At 59.3% G+C, this 15707-nt stretch carries 15 protein-coding genes; 4 read left to right on the plus strand and 11 right to left on the minus strand.

Annotation, left to right across the window (positions count from 1 at the left end; all coding sequences use genetic code 11):
- Nucleotides 1–3: 3 nt before the first annotated feature.
- The gene (locus ACR0ID_RS05135; RefSeq protein ID WP_480604184.1) at nucleotides 4–618 is read right to left on the minus strand and encodes a GntR family transcriptional regulator; all 615 of its coding nucleotides are present in this window, start codon (nucleotides 616–618) and stop codon (nucleotides 4–6) included.
- A gap of 317 nt (nucleotides 619–935) precedes the next feature.
- Here ACR0ID_RS05135 and ACR0ID_RS05140 point away from each other — a divergent pair, with 317 nt between their 5' ends.
- Nucleotides 936–2063: an aminotransferase class V-fold PLP-dependent enzyme gene (locus ACR0ID_RS05140; protein WP_480476558.1), complete on the plus strand. Its 1128-nt coding sequence runs from the start codon at nucleotides 936–938 to the stop codon at nucleotides 2061–2063.
- A 12-nt stretch (nucleotides 2064–2075) separates the two neighbouring features.
- Here the strand turns inward: ACR0ID_RS05140 and ACR0ID_RS05145 are convergent, their stop codons facing one another.
- From ACR0ID_RS05145 to ACR0ID_RS05155, 3 genes are all read right to left on the minus strand, one after another.
- Complete coding sequence (locus ACR0ID_RS05145) at nucleotides 2076–3272, minus strand: UbiH/UbiF family hydroxylase (protein ID WP_480604186.1); 1197 nt, start codon at nucleotides 3270–3272, stop codon at nucleotides 2076–2078.
- A gap of 74 nt (nucleotides 3273–3346) precedes the next feature.
- Nucleotides 3347–3595 carry a hypothetical protein gene (locus tag ACR0ID_RS05150; protein WP_480554699.1) on the minus strand — a complete coding sequence of 83 codons (249 nt, stop codon included), beginning with the start codon at nucleotides 3593–3595 and terminating at the stop codon, nucleotides 3347–3349.
- A gap of 87 nt (nucleotides 3596–3682) precedes the next feature.
- Complete coding sequence (locus ACR0ID_RS05155; RefSeq protein ID WP_480476564.1) at nucleotides 3683–4327, minus strand: pyrimidine 5'-nucleotidase; 645 nt, start codon at nucleotides 4325–4327, stop codon at nucleotides 3683–3685.
- Between the two features lie 100 nt (nucleotides 4328–4427).
- On the opposite strand from ACR0ID_RS05155, the gene ACR0ID_RS05160 reads away from it, so the two are divergent.
- Nucleotides 4428–5075 (plus strand): GntR family transcriptional regulator, encoded by a 648-nt coding sequence (locus ACR0ID_RS05160; protein WP_267363400.1) that lies wholly within the window; start codon nucleotides 4428–4430, stop codon nucleotides 5073–5075.
- Between the two features lie 3 nt (nucleotides 5076–5078).
- Here the strand turns inward: ACR0ID_RS05160 and ACR0ID_RS05165 are convergent, their stop codons facing one another.
- Nucleotides 5079–6956, minus strand: coding sequence for a glycosyltransferase (locus ACR0ID_RS05165; RefSeq protein ID WP_480604188.1), 1878 nt, complete (start codon nucleotides 6954–6956; stop codon nucleotides 5079–5081).
- Nucleotides 6957–7037: 81 nt separating this feature from the next.
- Nucleotides 7038–8204 (minus strand): glutamine-hydrolyzing carbamoyl-phosphate synthase small subunit, encoded by a 1167-nt coding sequence (gene carA / locus ACR0ID_RS05170; protein ID WP_480476568.1) that lies wholly within the window; start codon nucleotides 8202–8204, stop codon nucleotides 7038–7040.
- Nucleotides 8205–8387: 183 nt separating this feature from the next.
- On the opposite strand from carA, the gene ACR0ID_RS05175 reads away from it, so the two are divergent.
- Nucleotides 8388–8873 carry a GatB/YqeY domain-containing protein gene (locus ACR0ID_RS05175; protein WP_480604191.1) on the plus strand — a complete coding sequence of 162 codons (486 nt, stop codon included), beginning with the start codon at nucleotides 8388–8390 and terminating at the stop codon, nucleotides 8871–8873.
- Nucleotides 8874–8894: 21 nt separating this feature from the next.
- Here ACR0ID_RS05175 and ACR0ID_RS05180 read toward each other — a convergent pair whose 3' ends face one another.
- The 4 genes from ACR0ID_RS05180 to ACR0ID_RS05195 all read right to left on the minus strand — a co-directional run bounded on the left by ACR0ID_RS05180 (nucleotide 8895) and on the right by ACR0ID_RS05195 (nucleotide 13649).
- Nucleotides 8895–9386 (minus strand): DUF2244 domain-containing protein, encoded by a 492-nt coding sequence (locus ACR0ID_RS05180; RefSeq protein WP_209504230.1) that lies wholly within the window; start codon nucleotides 9384–9386, stop codon nucleotides 8895–8897.
- 44 nt (nucleotides 9387–9430) lie between these two features.
- Nucleotides 9431–10030, minus strand: coding sequence for a DsbA family protein (locus ACR0ID_RS05185; RefSeq protein ID WP_480604193.1), 600 nt, complete (start codon nucleotides 10028–10030; stop codon nucleotides 9431–9433).
- A 122-nt stretch (nucleotides 10031–10152) separates the two neighbouring features.
- On the minus strand, nucleotides 10153–11811 hold the full coding sequence (gene ctaD, locus ACR0ID_RS05190; protein ID WP_267366169.1) for a cytochrome c oxidase subunit I: 1659 nt from the start codon (nucleotides 11809–11811) through the stop codon (nucleotides 10153–10155).
- A gap of 386 nt (nucleotides 11812–12197) precedes the next feature.
- A complete protein-coding gene (locus ACR0ID_RS05195; protein ID WP_480554704.1) occupies nucleotides 12198–13649 on the minus strand; it encodes an amidase family protein in 1452 nt (483 codons plus the stop codon).
- Between the two features lie 469 nt (nucleotides 13650–14118).
- Here ACR0ID_RS05195 and ACR0ID_RS05200 point away from each other — a divergent pair, with 469 nt between their 5' ends.
- Complete coding sequence (locus tag ACR0ID_RS05200) at nucleotides 14119–14532, plus strand: HIT family protein (protein ID WP_480604195.1); 414 nt, start codon at nucleotides 14119–14121, stop codon at nucleotides 14530–14532.
- A 494-nt stretch (nucleotides 14533–15026) separates the two neighbouring features.
- Here ACR0ID_RS05200 and lipB read toward each other — a convergent pair whose 3' ends face one another.
- Entirely contained in the window at nucleotides 15027–15683 is a 657-nt protein-coding gene (gene lipB, locus ACR0ID_RS05205; RefSeq protein WP_480604197.1) for a lipoyl(octanoyl) transferase LipB, read from the minus strand.
- Between the last annotated feature and the right edge of the window lie 24 nt (nucleotides 15684–15707).

Below are 15707 nucleotides of genomic sequence, written 5' to 3' on the forward strand. Positions count from 1 at the left end.
GCCTTAGTATCTGGTGCGGATGTAATATCCGGGATGATGGGTCAGGCGGGCAAATGTAATCGGTTTGTCTTCTTTCCATGTGGTGCGCTCCATCTGGATCATCGGCGCGCCCGCCGTGGTTCCCATGAATTCCGCCAGCCTTGCATCAGCGGAAATCGCGCAGAACGCAACCTCGGCATCGTTGAACGGAGCGGCATTCAACAGCCACTTATGCGGTCCTTGCTGGGTCAGGTCGGCCTTTTCCACATCGGGGACGGTTCCGATATTGATCCAGCGCTCTTCAAGCTGGAACGGGCGGTTGTCCGCGTAATGCATGCAAACGACATGCAGAACCCGCGTCTCGGCGGGGACATCAAGCTGAGAGGACAGCCAGCGGGGGCAGGCCTCGACAGTCCGTTCCACCAGCGCATAGCGATAGGCGGCATTCTGGCTTTCGACCATCTGTCGCGCCAGCGAGAATTCCAGCTTGGCGTGTTTGCTGGGTTCTTTCTTGACCCGCGTACCGCTTTTGCGCTTGCGTTCGATGAAACCCTGATCGGCCAGTTCCCTGAGGGCGCGGTTCACCGTCGCGCGGGCGCAATTGAATTCTTCCGCCAGTTGCGTTTCGGTCGGTAGCAAAGATCCCTGAGGCCACACGCGGCTTTCAATACGTCGTTTTACTTCATCTCGAACGGACTGGAAGTTAATACGCTTATGAATCGTCACAGGAAAAATTTCCCTTCTAGTAAAAAGTGTGCGCATCTGTTCAGAAGCAAGCAGAAGTGTAAAGGGGAAGTGACACTGGTTGGCGTCATTTTCTTGTGTTCCCAGCGTCCTACAGCACCAAACAGGCCGATTTTACCCGCATTCCGTGGCGTCACTATTTGTCGCGAAATGGCTTTACTGGCCAAGGTAAAGAGACCAAGACTGCACTGACGATATTGAAAGGACGCCATATGCCTGCCTTGCTGAAAAACGTTGACCCGAACGGGCTCGAAGAATTCTCGGTCGTATTCACCGATCGCTCGCTGAACCATATGTCCCAAAAGTTTCAGGGGGTAATGCGCGACATCTCTGCCATGCTGAAAGAGGTGTACAAGGCAGACGGGGTGGCCGTCATTCCGGGCGGCGGTACCTATGCGATGGAGGCGGTCGCCCGGCAATTCGCGCGCGGGGCGGATGTTCTTGTGGTTCGGAACGGGTGGTTTTCATACCGCTGGAGCCAGATCATCGAAAGCGGCGCCCTGACCAGCTCGACCACCGTGATGAAGGCGCGCGAGACCGGCAATACCAGCCCGTCCCCCTTTGCGCCCGCACCGATTGACGAGGTCGTCGCAACGATTCGCGAACAGAAACCCGGTGTTGTGTTCGCACCGCATGTTGAAACGGCGGCAGGTGTCATCCTGCCGGATGACTATGTGACCGCCCTGGCCAGCGCGGCGCATGAGGTGGGTGCGTTGATGGTACTGGATTGCATCGCATCCGGGTGTGCCTGGGTGGATATGAAAGCCACCGGCGTCGACGTCCTGATCTCGGCCCCGCAAAAGGGCTGGAGCGCATCGCCTTGTGCCGGTCTGGTCATGCTGTCCGAACGGGGCGAGGCGCGTCTGGAACAGACAAGCTCGGACAGTTTCGCCATCGACCTGAAAAAGTGGCGCCAGATCATGCAGGCCTATGAAAATGGCGGTCACGCCTATCACGCCACGATGCCCACCGATGCGCTGCTGGCTTTCCGCGACACCATGGCAGAAACTAGGGGATACGGGTTCGAAAAGCTGCGCAAGGCGCAATGGGCATTGGGCGACGGCGTGCGGGCGATGTTGAAGGAGTATGGCATTGTCTCGGTGGCGGCTGACGGTTTCGGCGCACCCGGCGTTGTGGTCAGCTACACCTCGGACCCCGAAATCCAGAACGGCAAGAAATTTGCCGCTCTGGGGATGCAGATTGCCGCCGGGGTGCCGCTGCAATGTGACGAACCCGAAGGCTTCAGCACCTTCCGTCTGGGCCTGTTCGGATTGGACAAGCTTTATGATGTAGACGCCACCATCGCGCGCCTGAAACGCGTGCTGGATCAGGTTCTGTAAACAGGCCGGGCCTTAGCGAACGCCAAGGCCCATCTGCATCAGCGTCTTGCGCACAGGGGGCAGAGAATAAAGCGCGCTCAGCCCCATTGCGCGCGCATCCCGCAGCGGGCGCGCCTCGATCATCGAGGCGCGGTTCAGCAGGTCGATCCCTTTGACCCGCATCTCGATCTCGGTGTGGCGCGCCTTGTGATATGCGTCCAGCATCTGCGCGTCGCCCAGACCTTCGGGCTGGGATTGCGCCAGATCCAGCAGGCAGCGCAGATCGCCCAATGACATGTTCAGCCCCTGCGCGCCGATCGGCGGCACCACATGCGCGGCCTCGGCCATCAGGGCAATGCGCTCACCCGCCAGCCGTTCCGCGGACTGGCTGATGATCGGCCAGATGGTCCGGCGCGATGCCAGCTTCAAGGGGCCAAACAGGCCACAGGACCGTTCTGTCATCGCAGTCTCAAACGCTTCGGCATCAAGGGTCAAAAGGTCAACGGCATTTGGCCCGCGTTCCATCCAGACAATGGCGGACGAGGGCTGCCCCTGCCAATCGGGCAGCGGAACCAATGTGAACGGCCCGCCAGACCTGTGTATCTCGGTCGAGACATTCTCGTGCGGTACGGGATGCGTCACCGCGAACGCCAGCGCTTTCTGCCCATACCGCGTTGTATGCACTTTGATACCGGCGGCCGCGCGCATGGGAGAGTTGCGCCCATCTGCGGCCAGCACCAGCTTGCAGCGGATGCGGCTGCCGTCGCTCAGGCCAACGCGGGCTTCGGCAGTGCGGGTGAACAGGCTGACGGTGCCGGTGCCGGGGCGGAAATCGACATTCGGCAGCTCTGCCAGCCGCGCGACCATTTCCCGGCGCAACAGCCAGTTGGGCAGGTTCCAGCCAAACGGTTGCTCGGAAATGTCAGCGGCGTTGAAATCGCGTACGACGCGGGGTTCGGGCACGTCCCCCCCGGCATCGACAATACGCATGATCTGCAAGGGGGCCGCATGGGCATCCAGCCGCGCCCACAGGCCGCATTGCTCCAGCAGGCCGCGCGCAGGTTGCAGAAAGGCGGTGGTGCGCAGGTCGGACCCGTCCACATCCCGTTCGGTGATCGGTGGCGCGGGATCTACGCACACCACGTCAAACCCGGCGGTTCCAAACGCCGCCGCTGCGGTCAGACCGGCGATTCCACCGCCGGAAATCAGGATGTCACAACTGTCAGTCATGGCGCCTCTCATCATCTCGGGCAGACCCTAGTTCGGTTCCACCCCCTGCGCCAAGTGACATCCTGTCCCGTATCTCAGCCGCGCGAGATCAGGATCAGGACCAGGAACATCACCGGCACCATCATCAGGGCAGGGATGTAAAGGCCGGGAAGACCAAACACCATGGCGGAACAGCCCCACATGCTGAGGACCGCGCCGACGGTGTAATACAGGTCCTCCGCCTTGCCGTTGGCCGCGTCGCGGGCCAGCCACCCGAAAACCGGAATTGCAAAGAAAAGGCGCTGCCAAACCGGCAGGCGTCCGGGCATATCGATCGCGCTCATGGGGCTTCTCCGTTCTGTTCGTCGCTCCAGCGCATATAGGGCTGCGCATGCAGGTGCAGAACGTACGGATCGTCGCAGTGTGACAGGCTACCGCAGGCGGGCCAGAAATGCGGTCAGATCGTCCGTGTGATGGTGGATGTGATCGGCCTCATGCGGGTCCGGGGCGACATGAACCGTGCGCATTCCCATCTCATGCGGGGCGGCCAGATTACGCGGGTCGTCCTCGAACATCGCGGCCTTGTCAGCCTGAATGCCATCCTGTGCAAAGATGGCTTCAAAGGCGGCTTTCTCGGGCTTGGGCCGATAACCGGCATGTTCGACGCCATAGATTGCATCAAACAGCCCCGAAAGCCCGCGCGCCTGCAAGACCCGCTCGGCGTAGGGCGCGCTGCCATTGGTGTAGACGATGCGCCGTCCGGGCAGGGCGCGAATGTGATCGGCCAGCTCTGCATCCGGGTCCATATGGCTCATGTCCACCTGATGCACCGCGTGCAGATAGGGCTCGGGGTCCAGATCATGTTCGGCCATCAACCCGGCCAGCGTGGTGCCGTATTGGCGCCAGTATTGCCCGCGCAGCCTGTCGGCCTCGGCCCGGTCCACGCCGATGGCTTGCACCACATAATCCGTCATCAGAACTTCGATCTGATCGAACAGCTGCATATGCGGCGGATACAGGGTGTTGTCCAGATCGAACACCCATTGCGTGACATGACTGAAGGACGGTTTGACCATGGCTTGGGTTTAGGGCGCGGGCCGGGTGATTTCAATGCCGTACTTGATTGCTGCCCCCAGAGACGGATAGACATGTCCGAACGAGGAGACAGAATACCCCATGAGCCAGACCCGATCCCCCACCAAGGATGCCTATAGCCTGATACTCGAAGCCATTGATGTCGGCGTCTACAAGCCCGGCGATCGTCTGGTGGAAAGCGAGCTGGCAGAACGGTTCGGGGTGTCGCGCACCCCGATCCGCGAAGCGTTGCAACGCCTGGAAACCCAGTCTCTGCTGGAACGGGACGGTCGGTCACTGATCGTGGCGTCGCTGGACCACAACCAGATGGCCGAGCTTTATATCGTGCGCCGCGAACTGGAAGGGCTCGCCGCGCGGCTGGCTGCCAAACACGCCACCGAAGAAGAGATCAGGGTTCTTCAGGACATGGTTCTCGAAGATGACAAGCTGGTGGGCGATCCGATGGCGCTGTCACGTGCCAACCGGCGCTTTCACGAACAGATCCATCTGGCCTCGCACAACCGCTACCTTGTCCAGCAGCTTGATCTGGTGCACCGGACTATGGCCTTGATGGCGACCACGTCGCTGGCCGTGCAGGGGCGCGGAGAGATTGCCCAGAGCGAACATAAAGGCATCGTCGAAGCCATTGCCGCGCGCGATGAAGAGGCGGCGGGGCGGGCGCTCAAGGATCATATCTCGATCGCGTTCATGACGCGCCTGAAACAGGACGCAAGTCGCCGCGACAAGTGATTATCAGGTCAGCGGCTCGTCTTCGCTGGCCTGTCCGTGCTGGGTCTTGTCCCAGAAAAACGGGTTGGTCGCCAATTCCCACAACGCCTTGTAACCGGCAATCACGCCTAGCGGGAAATACAGAAACATCGTCGGAACCCAAGGCAAAAGAAACCGCCGCTCACGCGCGGATACGGCGATCAGACCAACACCGATACTCAGCCCCTCTGCCACCAGAAACAGCCCGATCAGCGCGGTTGAGATGGAATGCGGCAGAATATTCCCCATCGGATTGGCCAACCCCAGGCTTGACAGCCAGAATACCCAGAGAATGGGTGCCAGCAGAAATTGCCCCAACGTGCCCAAAAAGAACGCCTGAAGGCCCAGAAATTTAACGGCACCAAGGTCACGCCACAGTTTTCGCGGGCTGCGCATATGCACCAGATACGTGACCATGAACCCCTTGAGCCAGCGCGAGCGCTGTTTGACCCAGGGCCAGGCCCGGAAATTCGCCTCCTCATATGTTGTGGTATCCACCATTTCGGTCCGGTACCCGGCCCGGCACAGCCTTACGCCCAGATCAGCGTCCTCGGTGACATTGTGGGCATCCCAGCCGCCCAGTTCCAACAGTTTGTCGCGACGGAAAAAGAACGTGGTGCCCCCAAGCGGCACCACCAGCCGCATGCGGGCGATCCCCGGCAGGATCACGCGGAACCAGCTGTTGTATTCGATGGTAAAGCAGCGCGACCGCCAGTTGCTGCGCGGGTTGTAGTAATCCAGAACCCCTTGCAGGCACACAACATCCGGCGCGGCCTGGGTGAAATGCGCCACCACACGCTCAATCTGATCCGGTTGTGGGGCGTCTTCCGCGTCCCAGACGCCGACGAAGTCGCCCCGGCAGAAATCCAGCGCGTAATTCATGGCGCGCGGCTTGGTGGTCAGCCCGTTCAGCTCGGGCGCCTCGACGATGCGCATCCAACTGGGCAGGCTCACCTGCGCAAGGGCATTGCGCGTCACGTCATCCTTTTCCTCAAGCACAAGGATGACATCCAGCAACGCCTTGGGATAGGTCAGCCGCTGTAGCCTGTGCACCAGAGCGTTTGCAATCTCGCGCTCCTTGTACAATGGCACCATGATCGACACGCAGGGCTGCCGCAATGTGATGGCAGCTTCGGTGTGGTCCGGCTGCGTTCTCAGACGATGCCAAAGATAAGCCAGCGTGCCAACCGTCCGAAAGACTGCAAAAAGCACCAGAGTTCCCACAGCCATGCCCAGCATCGCCAGCAGGCCAAACGCCGGGAACAAGGCAAACAGCCCCAGCACACACAACAGGGCCACCGACGGCCCTACGCGCGACCTAAGGGTCCAGTTGCGGCAGCTTTGCGCGGGATCAACCCGCGTTTCCGCCGATCTGGCCAAAGACCCCGAAAACTGCCGCGCAATCGTGCGGTCGATCTGATCAGGGGCCGCCAGCACCGGGATCACGGCATAATCGCATTCGCGCATTTCGGCGGTCACGGTTGCGAACCGGTCGGGCCGGGCCGTGGCCACCAGAACAAGGGGGCCAATCCGCATCCAGGGGATGACATTGTGTTGCAGCCAGAAGTCGACCGGCATCAGCCCGCTCAGTTCCGGCATCGGCGGGATTTGTTCAAGATCTGCAATCTGCCAGCCGGATTGCGCGGACAGCGCGCTCAACACGTCCTGCCGGGTGGCATAGCCTTCGCCGACCAGTATCTCTCCCAGCGGAGCGTTCTGTCTGGTTTGCTGGCTTAGCGCATGGTCCAGCTGGGATCGGGTGATGGTTCCGGTTTCCAGCAGGCAGGTGCCCAGTGGTTTCCGATACCCGGGCGCAGGGATCGGTGCGGCGGACGTGAAATCCAGAAGATCAAGCTCAGCCATAACAAAACCCTGGCGCAGTTACCTGCGCTCAGGGTTGTTCGAACAAGGTTAACGCCCGGTTAACACTGCACAGACAAGCAGTTATGCCTGTATTTTTTTCTTTTCCATCGCCTCGGCGAAGCGCTCGAACAGATAGAAACTGTCCTGCGGTCCGGGCGATGCCTCGGGGTGGTACTGCACCGAATAGACCGGCCGGTCCGCCATGCGGATACCGCAGTTCGAGCCGTCAAACAGCGACCGGTGAGTTTCCACGACGCCATCGGGCAGGGATTGCGCATCGACGGCAAAACCGTGGTTCATCGAGGTGATCTCGACCCTGCCGGTGTCCAGATCCTTGACCGGGTGGTTCGCGCCATGGTGGCCGTGGTTCATCTTGACCGTCTGACCACCCAGCGCCAGCGCCAGCATCTGGTGTCCAAGGCAGATGCCGAACACAGGCAGGTCTGTCGTCTCCAGAATCTCTTTGATCATTGGAACAGCGTATTCGCCTGTTGCTGCCGGATCGCCGGGACCGTTCGACAGGAACACACCGTCAGGCTGATGTGCCAGCACGTCGGCTGCGGTCGCAGTCGCGGGCAGAACGGTAACGTCACATCCAGCGGATGCAAGGCAGCGCAGGATGTTGCGCTTGGCGCCATAGTCAATGGCAACAACCTTGTGGGCGGGGGCCTTCTGACGCTGGTACCCATCCGGCCAGGCCCACCGCATCTCATCCCAGCGATAGCTTTGTGCGCAGGTGACATCCTTGGCCAGGTCCATGCCCTCCAGCCCGGCAAAGCCGCGCGCGGCAGCCACCAGCGCCCCAATGTCGAAGTTTCCCTCGGGATCATGGGCCAGCGCCACATGCGGGGCGCCCTGCTGCCGGATGGCACGGGTCAGGCGGCGGGTATCGACACCACCGATGGCGATGCGCCCTCGGCGCGCCAGCCAGCCCTTGAGTTCCTCGGTCGAGCGCCAGTTTGATGGCTCGGTCGGATCCCATTTCACAACCATGCCTGCCGCGACCGGATCACCGGTTTCGTCATCCTCGGGGTTCACACCGACATTGCCGATATGAGGGAATGTAAAGGTCACGATCTGCCCGGCATAAGACGGGTCGGTCATGATCTCCTGATATCCGGTCATCGCCGTGTTAAAGCACAGCTCGGCCACAGTTTGCCCGGTCGCACCGAAGCCTGCGCCGTAAAACAGGGTTCCATCGGCCAAAGCCAGACATGCGGTGGGCTTGGACGGGGCATTCGGGGCCATGGCGCGACTCTCCTGTAGGGTAAATCGGCGCATACCTAAGGGGGTTGCGCGTCTGGGTCAAGTCTGTTCAATTTTTAGGCTATTGTTGTTTTTCAATGGGTTAACTGTATTCACCCCCGGTTGTGTCAGGCTTTTTGTTTCGATATGGTCGGGGTTCCTTTGTCATGGGGATGGACAAGCTAAATGGATATGCGATCACGGGTGAATGCAGCCCTGAAGCAAGCAATGAAAGACAAAGCAGCCGAGCGTCTGTCGACGCTGCGGTTGATCAACGCCGCCATCAAAGACCGCGACATCGCGGCACGTGCGTCCGACAATGAAGAAGCAAAGGGATGCAGCGACGCAGAGGTTCTTGAAATCCTTGGAAAAATGACCAAGCAGCGCAAGGAAAGCGCACGCGCCTACGAAGAGGGCGGTCGCCTGGATCTGGCCGAACGCGAGATTCGCGAAGTCGAGGTGATCGAGGAATTTCTACCCAAACAGCTGGATGACGATGAGGTCAGCAGGGCCATTCAAACCGCCATCACGGCAACCGGCGCGGGTTCGATCCGCGATATGGGCAAGGTGATAGGCGAGTTGAAGACGCGCTATACCGGCCGGATGGATTTCGGCAAGGTCGGCCCGATGGTCAAGGATCACCTGTGCGCAGCCTCAAACGGCGATTGCTGAGGCACTAGGCCCTGTGAATTGCTACTGCGCGACCGGCTCGCGCAGTCTTAGGACCAGCTCGTCATAAAGCGTGATCCGTTCATCTTCGGACAGAAACGCCCCGATTTCGACCTCGCGCCCGTCTCCGACAAGGGTGACATAATGCGGCACCGGGCCGCCTTTCTCGTGCATCGCCGGTCGCGCCCAATAGCGGTTGCAAGACCATTCGTGCTGCTCTTTGCCGGGGGTGTGGTGCACCAGCCGCGCATGTGTGCCCGACAGGGTCAGAACCTCGAAAACACTGCGGGCGCGGTAGTTGGTCTTGATGGCCAGCCACAGCCCCAGCACAGTGATCAGCAGAAACGGCAGCAGCCCCCACAGGATCACGGAACCAAGCGTGGCCAGCAATGGGATCAGGCCAAACAGGAACACCGACAATATCGTGATCATCGCCCCTCGCGGAGGCAGCGAGTTATGCGGCCAAAGCCGCAGTTCCTGTTCGGTTTCCGAGGTCTGATTCCACGTGTAGGGCATACCGCGAACATAACGCAGCGCGGCCTCATGTCGACGGGTTTTGATCAGACGACGTGGCCGACCCGAGACCAGGATAGGGCGTCATCCAGACGATCGTCACCCCAGAACACCTCTTGCCGGACAACAAAGCTGGGGGCGCCGAAAACACCCAGTTTGACGGCGGTTTCCGTCTCGGCCTCAAGGGCCGCGACGATGTCGTCGCCTTGCGCGCGCGCCAGGGTCAGTCGGGGGTCCTGCTGACACCGCAAAAGCGCCTCGGACAGTGCACTTTCGCTACCGGCTTCCACCCCTTCTTCGAACCAGATGCGATAAAGCGTCTGGGTGAACGTCACGCCCCAGCCGTCCATCATTCCAAGCACCGCAACCTGATTGGCCAGCGGCAGATTGGAAATCGGATAGGGCGCGGGCAGGTTGGCGTGGATGTGGTACTTGGCACAGCGGCGTTCGATGTCGCGCCACATATAAGCCGATTTCACAGGCTTTCCGGCAAAAGGAAGATTCTGCTGGGCCGACATCACCGTACGCACGTTGAACGGGCGCCAGTTCACCGTGGCGTCATGCTGGGCGCACCATTCGTCCAGACGCATCACGGTCAGGAAGCTGTACGTGCTGCCAATGGAATACCAAAAGTCGATCTCGGGCATTGCCGACCCTCCGACTGTTCCGTCCGCACATCATAGCTGATTTCGGGGCACTTGGCGAACGCGAGGTGAGGGCAAAGAAAAACCCCGCCACCTGGGCGGGGTTTCTTTGGATCAGATCGGGATCAGTGCGCGTGGCCCTTGTCCCAGTCTTCCTGCTTGGGCAGCTGCTCGAACGTGTGTTCGGGCGGCGGCGTGGGCAGGGTCCATTCCAGCGTATCCGCATACTCGTTCCAGTAGTTGGGCCGGGTCTCGCGCGCGCCACGCAACAGGGCGTAGATCACGATGCCGAAGAACAGCAGGAACGAGGCGAACGAGATGAACGCGCCAATCGACGAAACATAGTTCCACTGCGCGAACGCTTCGGGATAGTCGATGTAGCGGCGCGGCATGCCCTGACGACCCAGGAAGTGCTGCGGGAAGAAGGTCAGGTTGGCGCCGATGAAGAACATCCAGAAGTGAACCTTGCCCCAGAACTCGGAATATTGGCGACCGGTCATTTTCGCGAAGTAGAAATACATCCCCGCAAAGATCGCAAAGACGGCACCCAAGCTCATCACATAGTGGAAATGCGCAACCACATAGTAGGTGTCGTGATAGGCACGGTCCACGCCTGCCTGCGACAGAACCACACCGGTCACACCGCCAACGGTGAACAGGAACAGGAAGCCGAAGGCAAACAGCATCGGTGTCTTGAACTCGATGGAACCGCCCCACATGGTCGCGATCCACGAGAAGACCTTAACGCCCGTCGGAACCGCGATGACCATCGTGGCCAGCATGAAATAGGCCTGCTGACGCAGCGACATGCCGACGGTGTACATGTGGTGCGCCCACACGACAAAGCCCAGAACACCGATCGCGATAATCGCCCAGACCATCGGCAGATAGCCAAAGATCGGCTTGCGCGAGAAGGTCGCGATGACATGGCTGATGATGCCGAAACCGGGCAGGATCACGATATACACTTCCGGGTGGCCAAAGAACCACAGGATGTGCTGATACAGGATCGGATCGCCGCCACCGGCCGGATCAAAGAAGGTAAAGCCAAAGTTGCGGTCCATCAGCAACATGGTGATTGCGCCCGCCAGAACCGGCAGCGACAGCAGAATCAGCCACGAGGTGACGAAGATCGACCAGCTGAACAGCGGCACCTTGAACAGGGTCATGCCCGGGGCACGCATGTTCAGGAAGGTGGTGATCATGTTGATCGCGCCGAGGATCGAGGAGGCGCCCGATACGTGTACGGCAAAGATCGCAAGGTCCATGGACATGCCGCCCTCGGTCGTGGACAGCGGCGGGTACAGAACCCAGCCCACGCCCGAACCCATCTGATCGTTCCCACCGGGGCTCAGCAGCGAGGCCACACCCAACGAGGTACCGGCGACATAAAGCCAGAAGGACAGGTTGTTCATCCGCGGGAACGCCATATCCGGCGCGCCGATCTGCAACGGCATGAAATAGTTGCCAAATCCGCCGAACAGGGCAGGGATGACAACAAAGAACATCATCAGAACACCGTGATAGGTGATCATCACGTTCCACAGATGCCCGTTGGGCGTACACGGGTCGGCCATGAAGCCTTCAAGGCACATGTACTGAACACCGGGGTGCATCAGCTCGAGCCGCATGTAAACGGTCATCAGAACCGAGATCAGACCGGCCAGAGCCGAAACGATCAGGTACAGAATCCCGATGTCCTTGTGGTTGGTCGACATGAACCAGCGCTGGAAAAAGCTGCGCTGGTCTTCATGGTCGTGACCATGAATGGCTGCGTCTGCCATTATAGGTGCCTCCTGTTGCAACTACACCGCGCAGCCGGACCTCTCCAACGCGCGGGATTCCTGCTGGTTTTAGAATGCGTAGGGGCGACCTTCAATGGCCGAGTTTGATCTGGATCAAGATAAATGGCCGCACCCCCCTTGAAAAGGAACGATCAAGAGGCTGGGATCTGAGCGTTCGGGTGGTGGCGATACAGCGGATCTGGTACCTGTCATCATGCCGCCCGCAATGGGACCGGCGCTCAAAGCCGACCGGAAAGGAGTGAACGCCTGCCGTCGGCCCACTCCGCAGGATCGAGGACAGGGAAGGGTAGCTTAAGAACACAAAGGGGTCGCTGCCTCCTTGGGCGTTCTCGATTTCAACGTACTTATTGCTATTGCATGGAGCTCTAGAGACTGGCCACCGACACAGGCGCCCAGTCGGCCCACCATGGTTTCGCCTGTTCGATTTCGTAGGCCAGTTCGAAAAGTGTGTCTTCGCGACCGGCGGGTGCAACGAAATGGCTGCCAATAGGCAGACCTTCACGGGTCAGGCCTGCGGGCACGGACATTCCTGGCAATCCAAGCGCGTTCTGAATCGGGGTGTAGGACGTGAACCTCGCAACACGCGCGAACATCTCCTCGAATGGGACACTTTCATCGAATAGCGTGCCAATCACCGGTGCTGTGCCCGGGGTAACCGGTGACAGAAACACATCAAACGCGGACAGCCATGCGCCATATCTGGTGCCCAGATCCAGCATATATGCGCTGGCTGCTTCCTGATCTTCATGAGTGAAGTTGCGCGCGAAGGCGGCCCAGTCGCGGACGAACGCGTCAAGCAGTCCCGTTTCCTCCGGCGGTCGGCCTGCCTTGGCCGTCGCCGCGTCGGCGAGGCCCACCATGCGGAACCCGAAGATCTGGTTGAAGCGAAGCTCGAACTCATCGTCCACCGGGCTTTGCGTTTCAATCACGCTATGACCAAGGTCTTCGCAGAGTTGCGCCATTTCTTCGATGACGCGCTGCACCTCGGGATCTGGCAGGTCGCCGTAATAATTGCGGAGGTCAAATCCGATTTTCAGCCGGTTGGTGGACGGGCCAGAAATCAACGGGATTGGTCTGTGCGGTGCATTCGGTGACCGGTCCTGCCCCAAGGCGAAAAGCACCGCGCTGTCTCGCACGGAGCGGCTGACGCAATTGTCGGCAGCATAGGTGGTCTGATCACTCGATCCCCACAACATACGGTGACGGCTTGGCTTCAATCCGAAGACACCACAACAGGATGCAGGAATACGGATGGACCCGCCGCCGTCGCTGGCATGGGCGAGCGGTACGATACCTGCCGCGACCGCAGCCGCGGACCCTCCGCTTGAGCCTCCGGAGGAGTGATCGAGGTTCCACGGGTTGCGGCACGGTCCGAGCAGTTGACCTTCCGTGACCGGAAGTGCTCCGACCTCTGGCATATTGCTCTTTCCGATCAGGTTCAGCCCGGCTGCCTCTTGGGCCAGTGCCAGCGGCGCGGACCTTGGTCGGTGATTGTCGCGATATACGCGCGAGCCATGGGTCGTGTATTGCCCTGCAATATCGAGGTTATCCTTCACCACAAACGGAACCCCGGCAAACGGTCCTTGCCGTCGCATGTCCACGGCCTTGTCTCTCGCCTCTTCGTACATCGGCGTTGTGATCGCATTGAGACTCTGATCAAGCGCCAAGGCGGCTTCGACGGCAGCGTCGCAAAGCTCTGATGGCGTTATGTCTCCGGACTTGACCAGTGCCGCAAGGCCGAGCCCGTCCGTAGTCAACAGAACTTGCCGAAATTCCGAAACCTGCGCCGCAGCTCGGTTGCCGGCTGTCGCGAACATGAGGCTCGCCGCTGTTGAGCCAAGAAAATCCCGTCTGGAAAGCATGTTCTTCTCCAAATTTTCACCCCGCCTAGAATATCAATCATGCAGAGACGAAACCACTGTCTTGCCTAACGGTCAGCGGGCAGCAAACACCAACACTCGGGAACACTCAGTTGACCGCAAATACTCGCAATGCGAACCTTTGACTTGAGCTTGATGAAGTATTGAAGAACTTAACCAGTTTTCGTCTCATTAAGAAATGCGAAACCTGTACTCTGCTGCGTAGGCGGACATCACCTGTCGGGAACGTCCTGCATCTGTCTCGATCTATGCGATCTCAAGCCAAATCCAATTGTACAAAACGAACAACGGCCTCTGAAAACCCGGTACAATTTGTACATTTCCCCCTTCAATCCCCCGACTTGACCCCGCAGGGCGGGTGGACCACAACTCGGTCAAAAGCCCCTCAAGGAACGGATGGCCAACCATGGATTATGATCCCGACAACATCTTCGCCAAAATTCTGCGCGGCGAGATACCCTCGTCAAAAGTTTACGAAGACGTCGAAACATTGGCCTTCATGGACATCATGCCGCGCGCGGATGGGCATTTGCTGGTGATCCCCAAAACGCCCTGCCGCAATGTGCTGGATGCCACGCCCGACCAACTGGCGGCGGTCATGAACACCGTTCAAAAGATGGCTCGTGCAGTGATGAAAGCCTTCGACGCGGACGGTGTAACCATTCAACAATTCAACGAAACCGCAGGCGGGCAAGAGGTTTTCCACCTGCATTTTCACGTCCTGCCGCGTCATGACGGGGTGTCGATGCGCCCACCTGGTAAGATGGGTGATTTCGACCTGATTGCCGAACATGCTGAAAGGATAAAAATCTCTTTGTAATCAATGTTTTCATGTCTGTTTGTGAGGTGCCAATCCGGACAATTACCCGCATCCGCCCACGCATGTCGCCGCGACCGCAGGCAAGAAAACCCGAAACCCCTCCTTGGGACAGGCCATGTGACTCCACAGCTGGACAACGCAGAAATCGCCTGCCCCCGACCATTGCGGCTTGAGCACGGGTTTCAGCGTGAAGGGGGGAAATGAATTGCCGTTCCGATTTGGGGTCGGAACGGCAGACTCGTAACCAAACACTTCTCGGATTTCGAGGGCGAGCCCTTGATCACCGGTTTAACATACCACTCACTCTTGATTGGCAGTTTCATATTACTCGTTAACAACACCGGTGTATCCTAGAGAATTAAAACTTGCCTAAAGAATAACGTAAAACTGAATGGTTCTTGGTAAATTGCGACGTGTTTCGGAAACAGAGCCTTCCGCACATGCATATTGTTGTATCCAAGCGCAGCGGAAGCTGATTCTCTGCCAAGGCAGAATCAGAAATCAGAGGCACCAAACACGCCCTCGAAGGTTTTCTTCAAGGCCGCATCGAGATCATTCATGGTGACCGGAAGCCCCAGATCCACCAATGAAGTCACGCCATATTCGCTGATCCCGCAGGGAACAATGCCCGAGAAATGCTCCAGATCCGGTTCGACATTGATCGAAATACCGTGAAAGCTAACCCATTTGCGTAAACGCAGGCCAATTGCCGCGATCTTGTCCTCTGCCGGTTTGCCGGTCACCGTCAGCGGTTTGTCGTCGCGCCGCACCCAGACACCAACGCGCCCGTCGCGTATTTCGCCATGCACGTTGAATTCCGCAAGTGCCGATATCACCCAGTTTTCCAACTGCTTCACGAATTGGCGCACGTCGCGCCCGCGCTTGTTCAGATCCAGCATGACATAGGCCACACGCTGACCGGGGCCGTGATAGGTGTACTCGCCGCCCCGTTTGCTTGCATAAACCGGAAAGCGGTCAGGATCGGTCAGGTCTTCTACCTTAGCTGACGTGCCTGCCGTATAAAGCGGCGGGTGTTCCAGTAACCAGATGCACTCCTCCGCTTCGCCGCGTGCAATCCCGGCGACGCGTGCCTCCATAAAGGCGGTCGCTTCGTCATAACTGGTCAGACCATCGGTGATTTTCCATTCCATGGCGGCCTCATATCCGTCCGTAGC

It is taken from the genome of Ruegeria sp. AL2 (assembly GCF_056540845.1).

What these genes read in the sequence shown, in the direction of transcription:
- ACR0ID_RS05140 (WP_480476558.1), top strand. Translation starts at nt 936, where the DNA reads ATGCCTGCCTTGCTGAAAAACGTTGACCCGAACGGGCTCGAAGAATTC.
- ACR0ID_RS05145 (WP_480604186.1), bottom strand. Translation starts at nt 3,272, where the DNA reads ATGACTGACAGTTGTGACATCCTGATTTCCGGCGGTGGAATCGCCGGT.
- ACR0ID_RS05150 (WP_480554699.1), bottom strand. Translation starts at nt 3,595, where the DNA reads ATGAGCGCGATCGATATGCCCGGACGCCTGCCGGTTTGGCAGCGCCTT.
- ACR0ID_RS05155 (WP_480476564.1), bottom strand. Translation starts at nt 4,327, where the DNA reads ATGGTCAAACCGTCCTTCAGTCATGTCACGCAATGGGTGTTCGATCTG.
- ACR0ID_RS05160 (WP_267363400.1), top strand. Translation starts at nt 4,428, where the DNA reads ATGAGCCAGACCCGATCCCCCACCAAGGATGCCTATAGCCTGATACTC.
- ACR0ID_RS05165 (WP_480604188.1), bottom strand. Translation starts at nt 6,956, where the DNA reads ATGGCTGAGCTTGATCTTCTGGATTTCACGTCCGCCGCACCGATCCCT.
- carA (WP_480476568.1), bottom strand. Translation starts at nt 8,204, where the DNA reads ATGGCCCCGAATGCCCCGTCCAAGCCCACCGCATGTCTGGCTTTGGCC.
- ACR0ID_RS05175 (WP_480604191.1), top strand. Translation starts at nt 8,388, where the DNA reads ATGGATATGCGATCACGGGTGAATGCAGCCCTGAAGCAAGCAATGAAA.
- ACR0ID_RS05180 (WP_209504230.1), bottom strand. Translation starts at nt 9,386, where the DNA reads ATGCCCTACACGTGGAATCAGACCTCGGAAACCGAACAGGAACTGCGG.
- ACR0ID_RS05185 (WP_480604193.1), bottom strand. Translation starts at nt 10,030, where the DNA reads ATGCCCGAGATCGACTTTTGGTATTCCATTGGCAGCACGTACAGCTTC.
- ctaD (WP_267366169.1), bottom strand. Translation starts at nt 11,811, where the DNA reads ATGGCAGACGCAGCCATTCATGGTCACGACCATGAAGACCAGCGCAGC.
- ACR0ID_RS05195 (WP_480554704.1), bottom strand. Translation starts at nt 13,649, where the DNA reads ATGTTCGCGACAGCCGGCAACCGAGCTGCGGCGCAGGTTTCGGAATTT.
- ACR0ID_RS05200 (WP_480604195.1), top strand. Translation starts at nt 14,119, where the DNA reads ATGGATTATGATCCCGACAACATCTTCGCCAAAATTCTGCGCGGCGAG.
- lipB (WP_480604197.1), bottom strand. Translation starts at nt 15,683, where the DNA reads ATGGAATGGAAAATCACCGATGGTCTGACCAGTTATGACGAAGCGACC.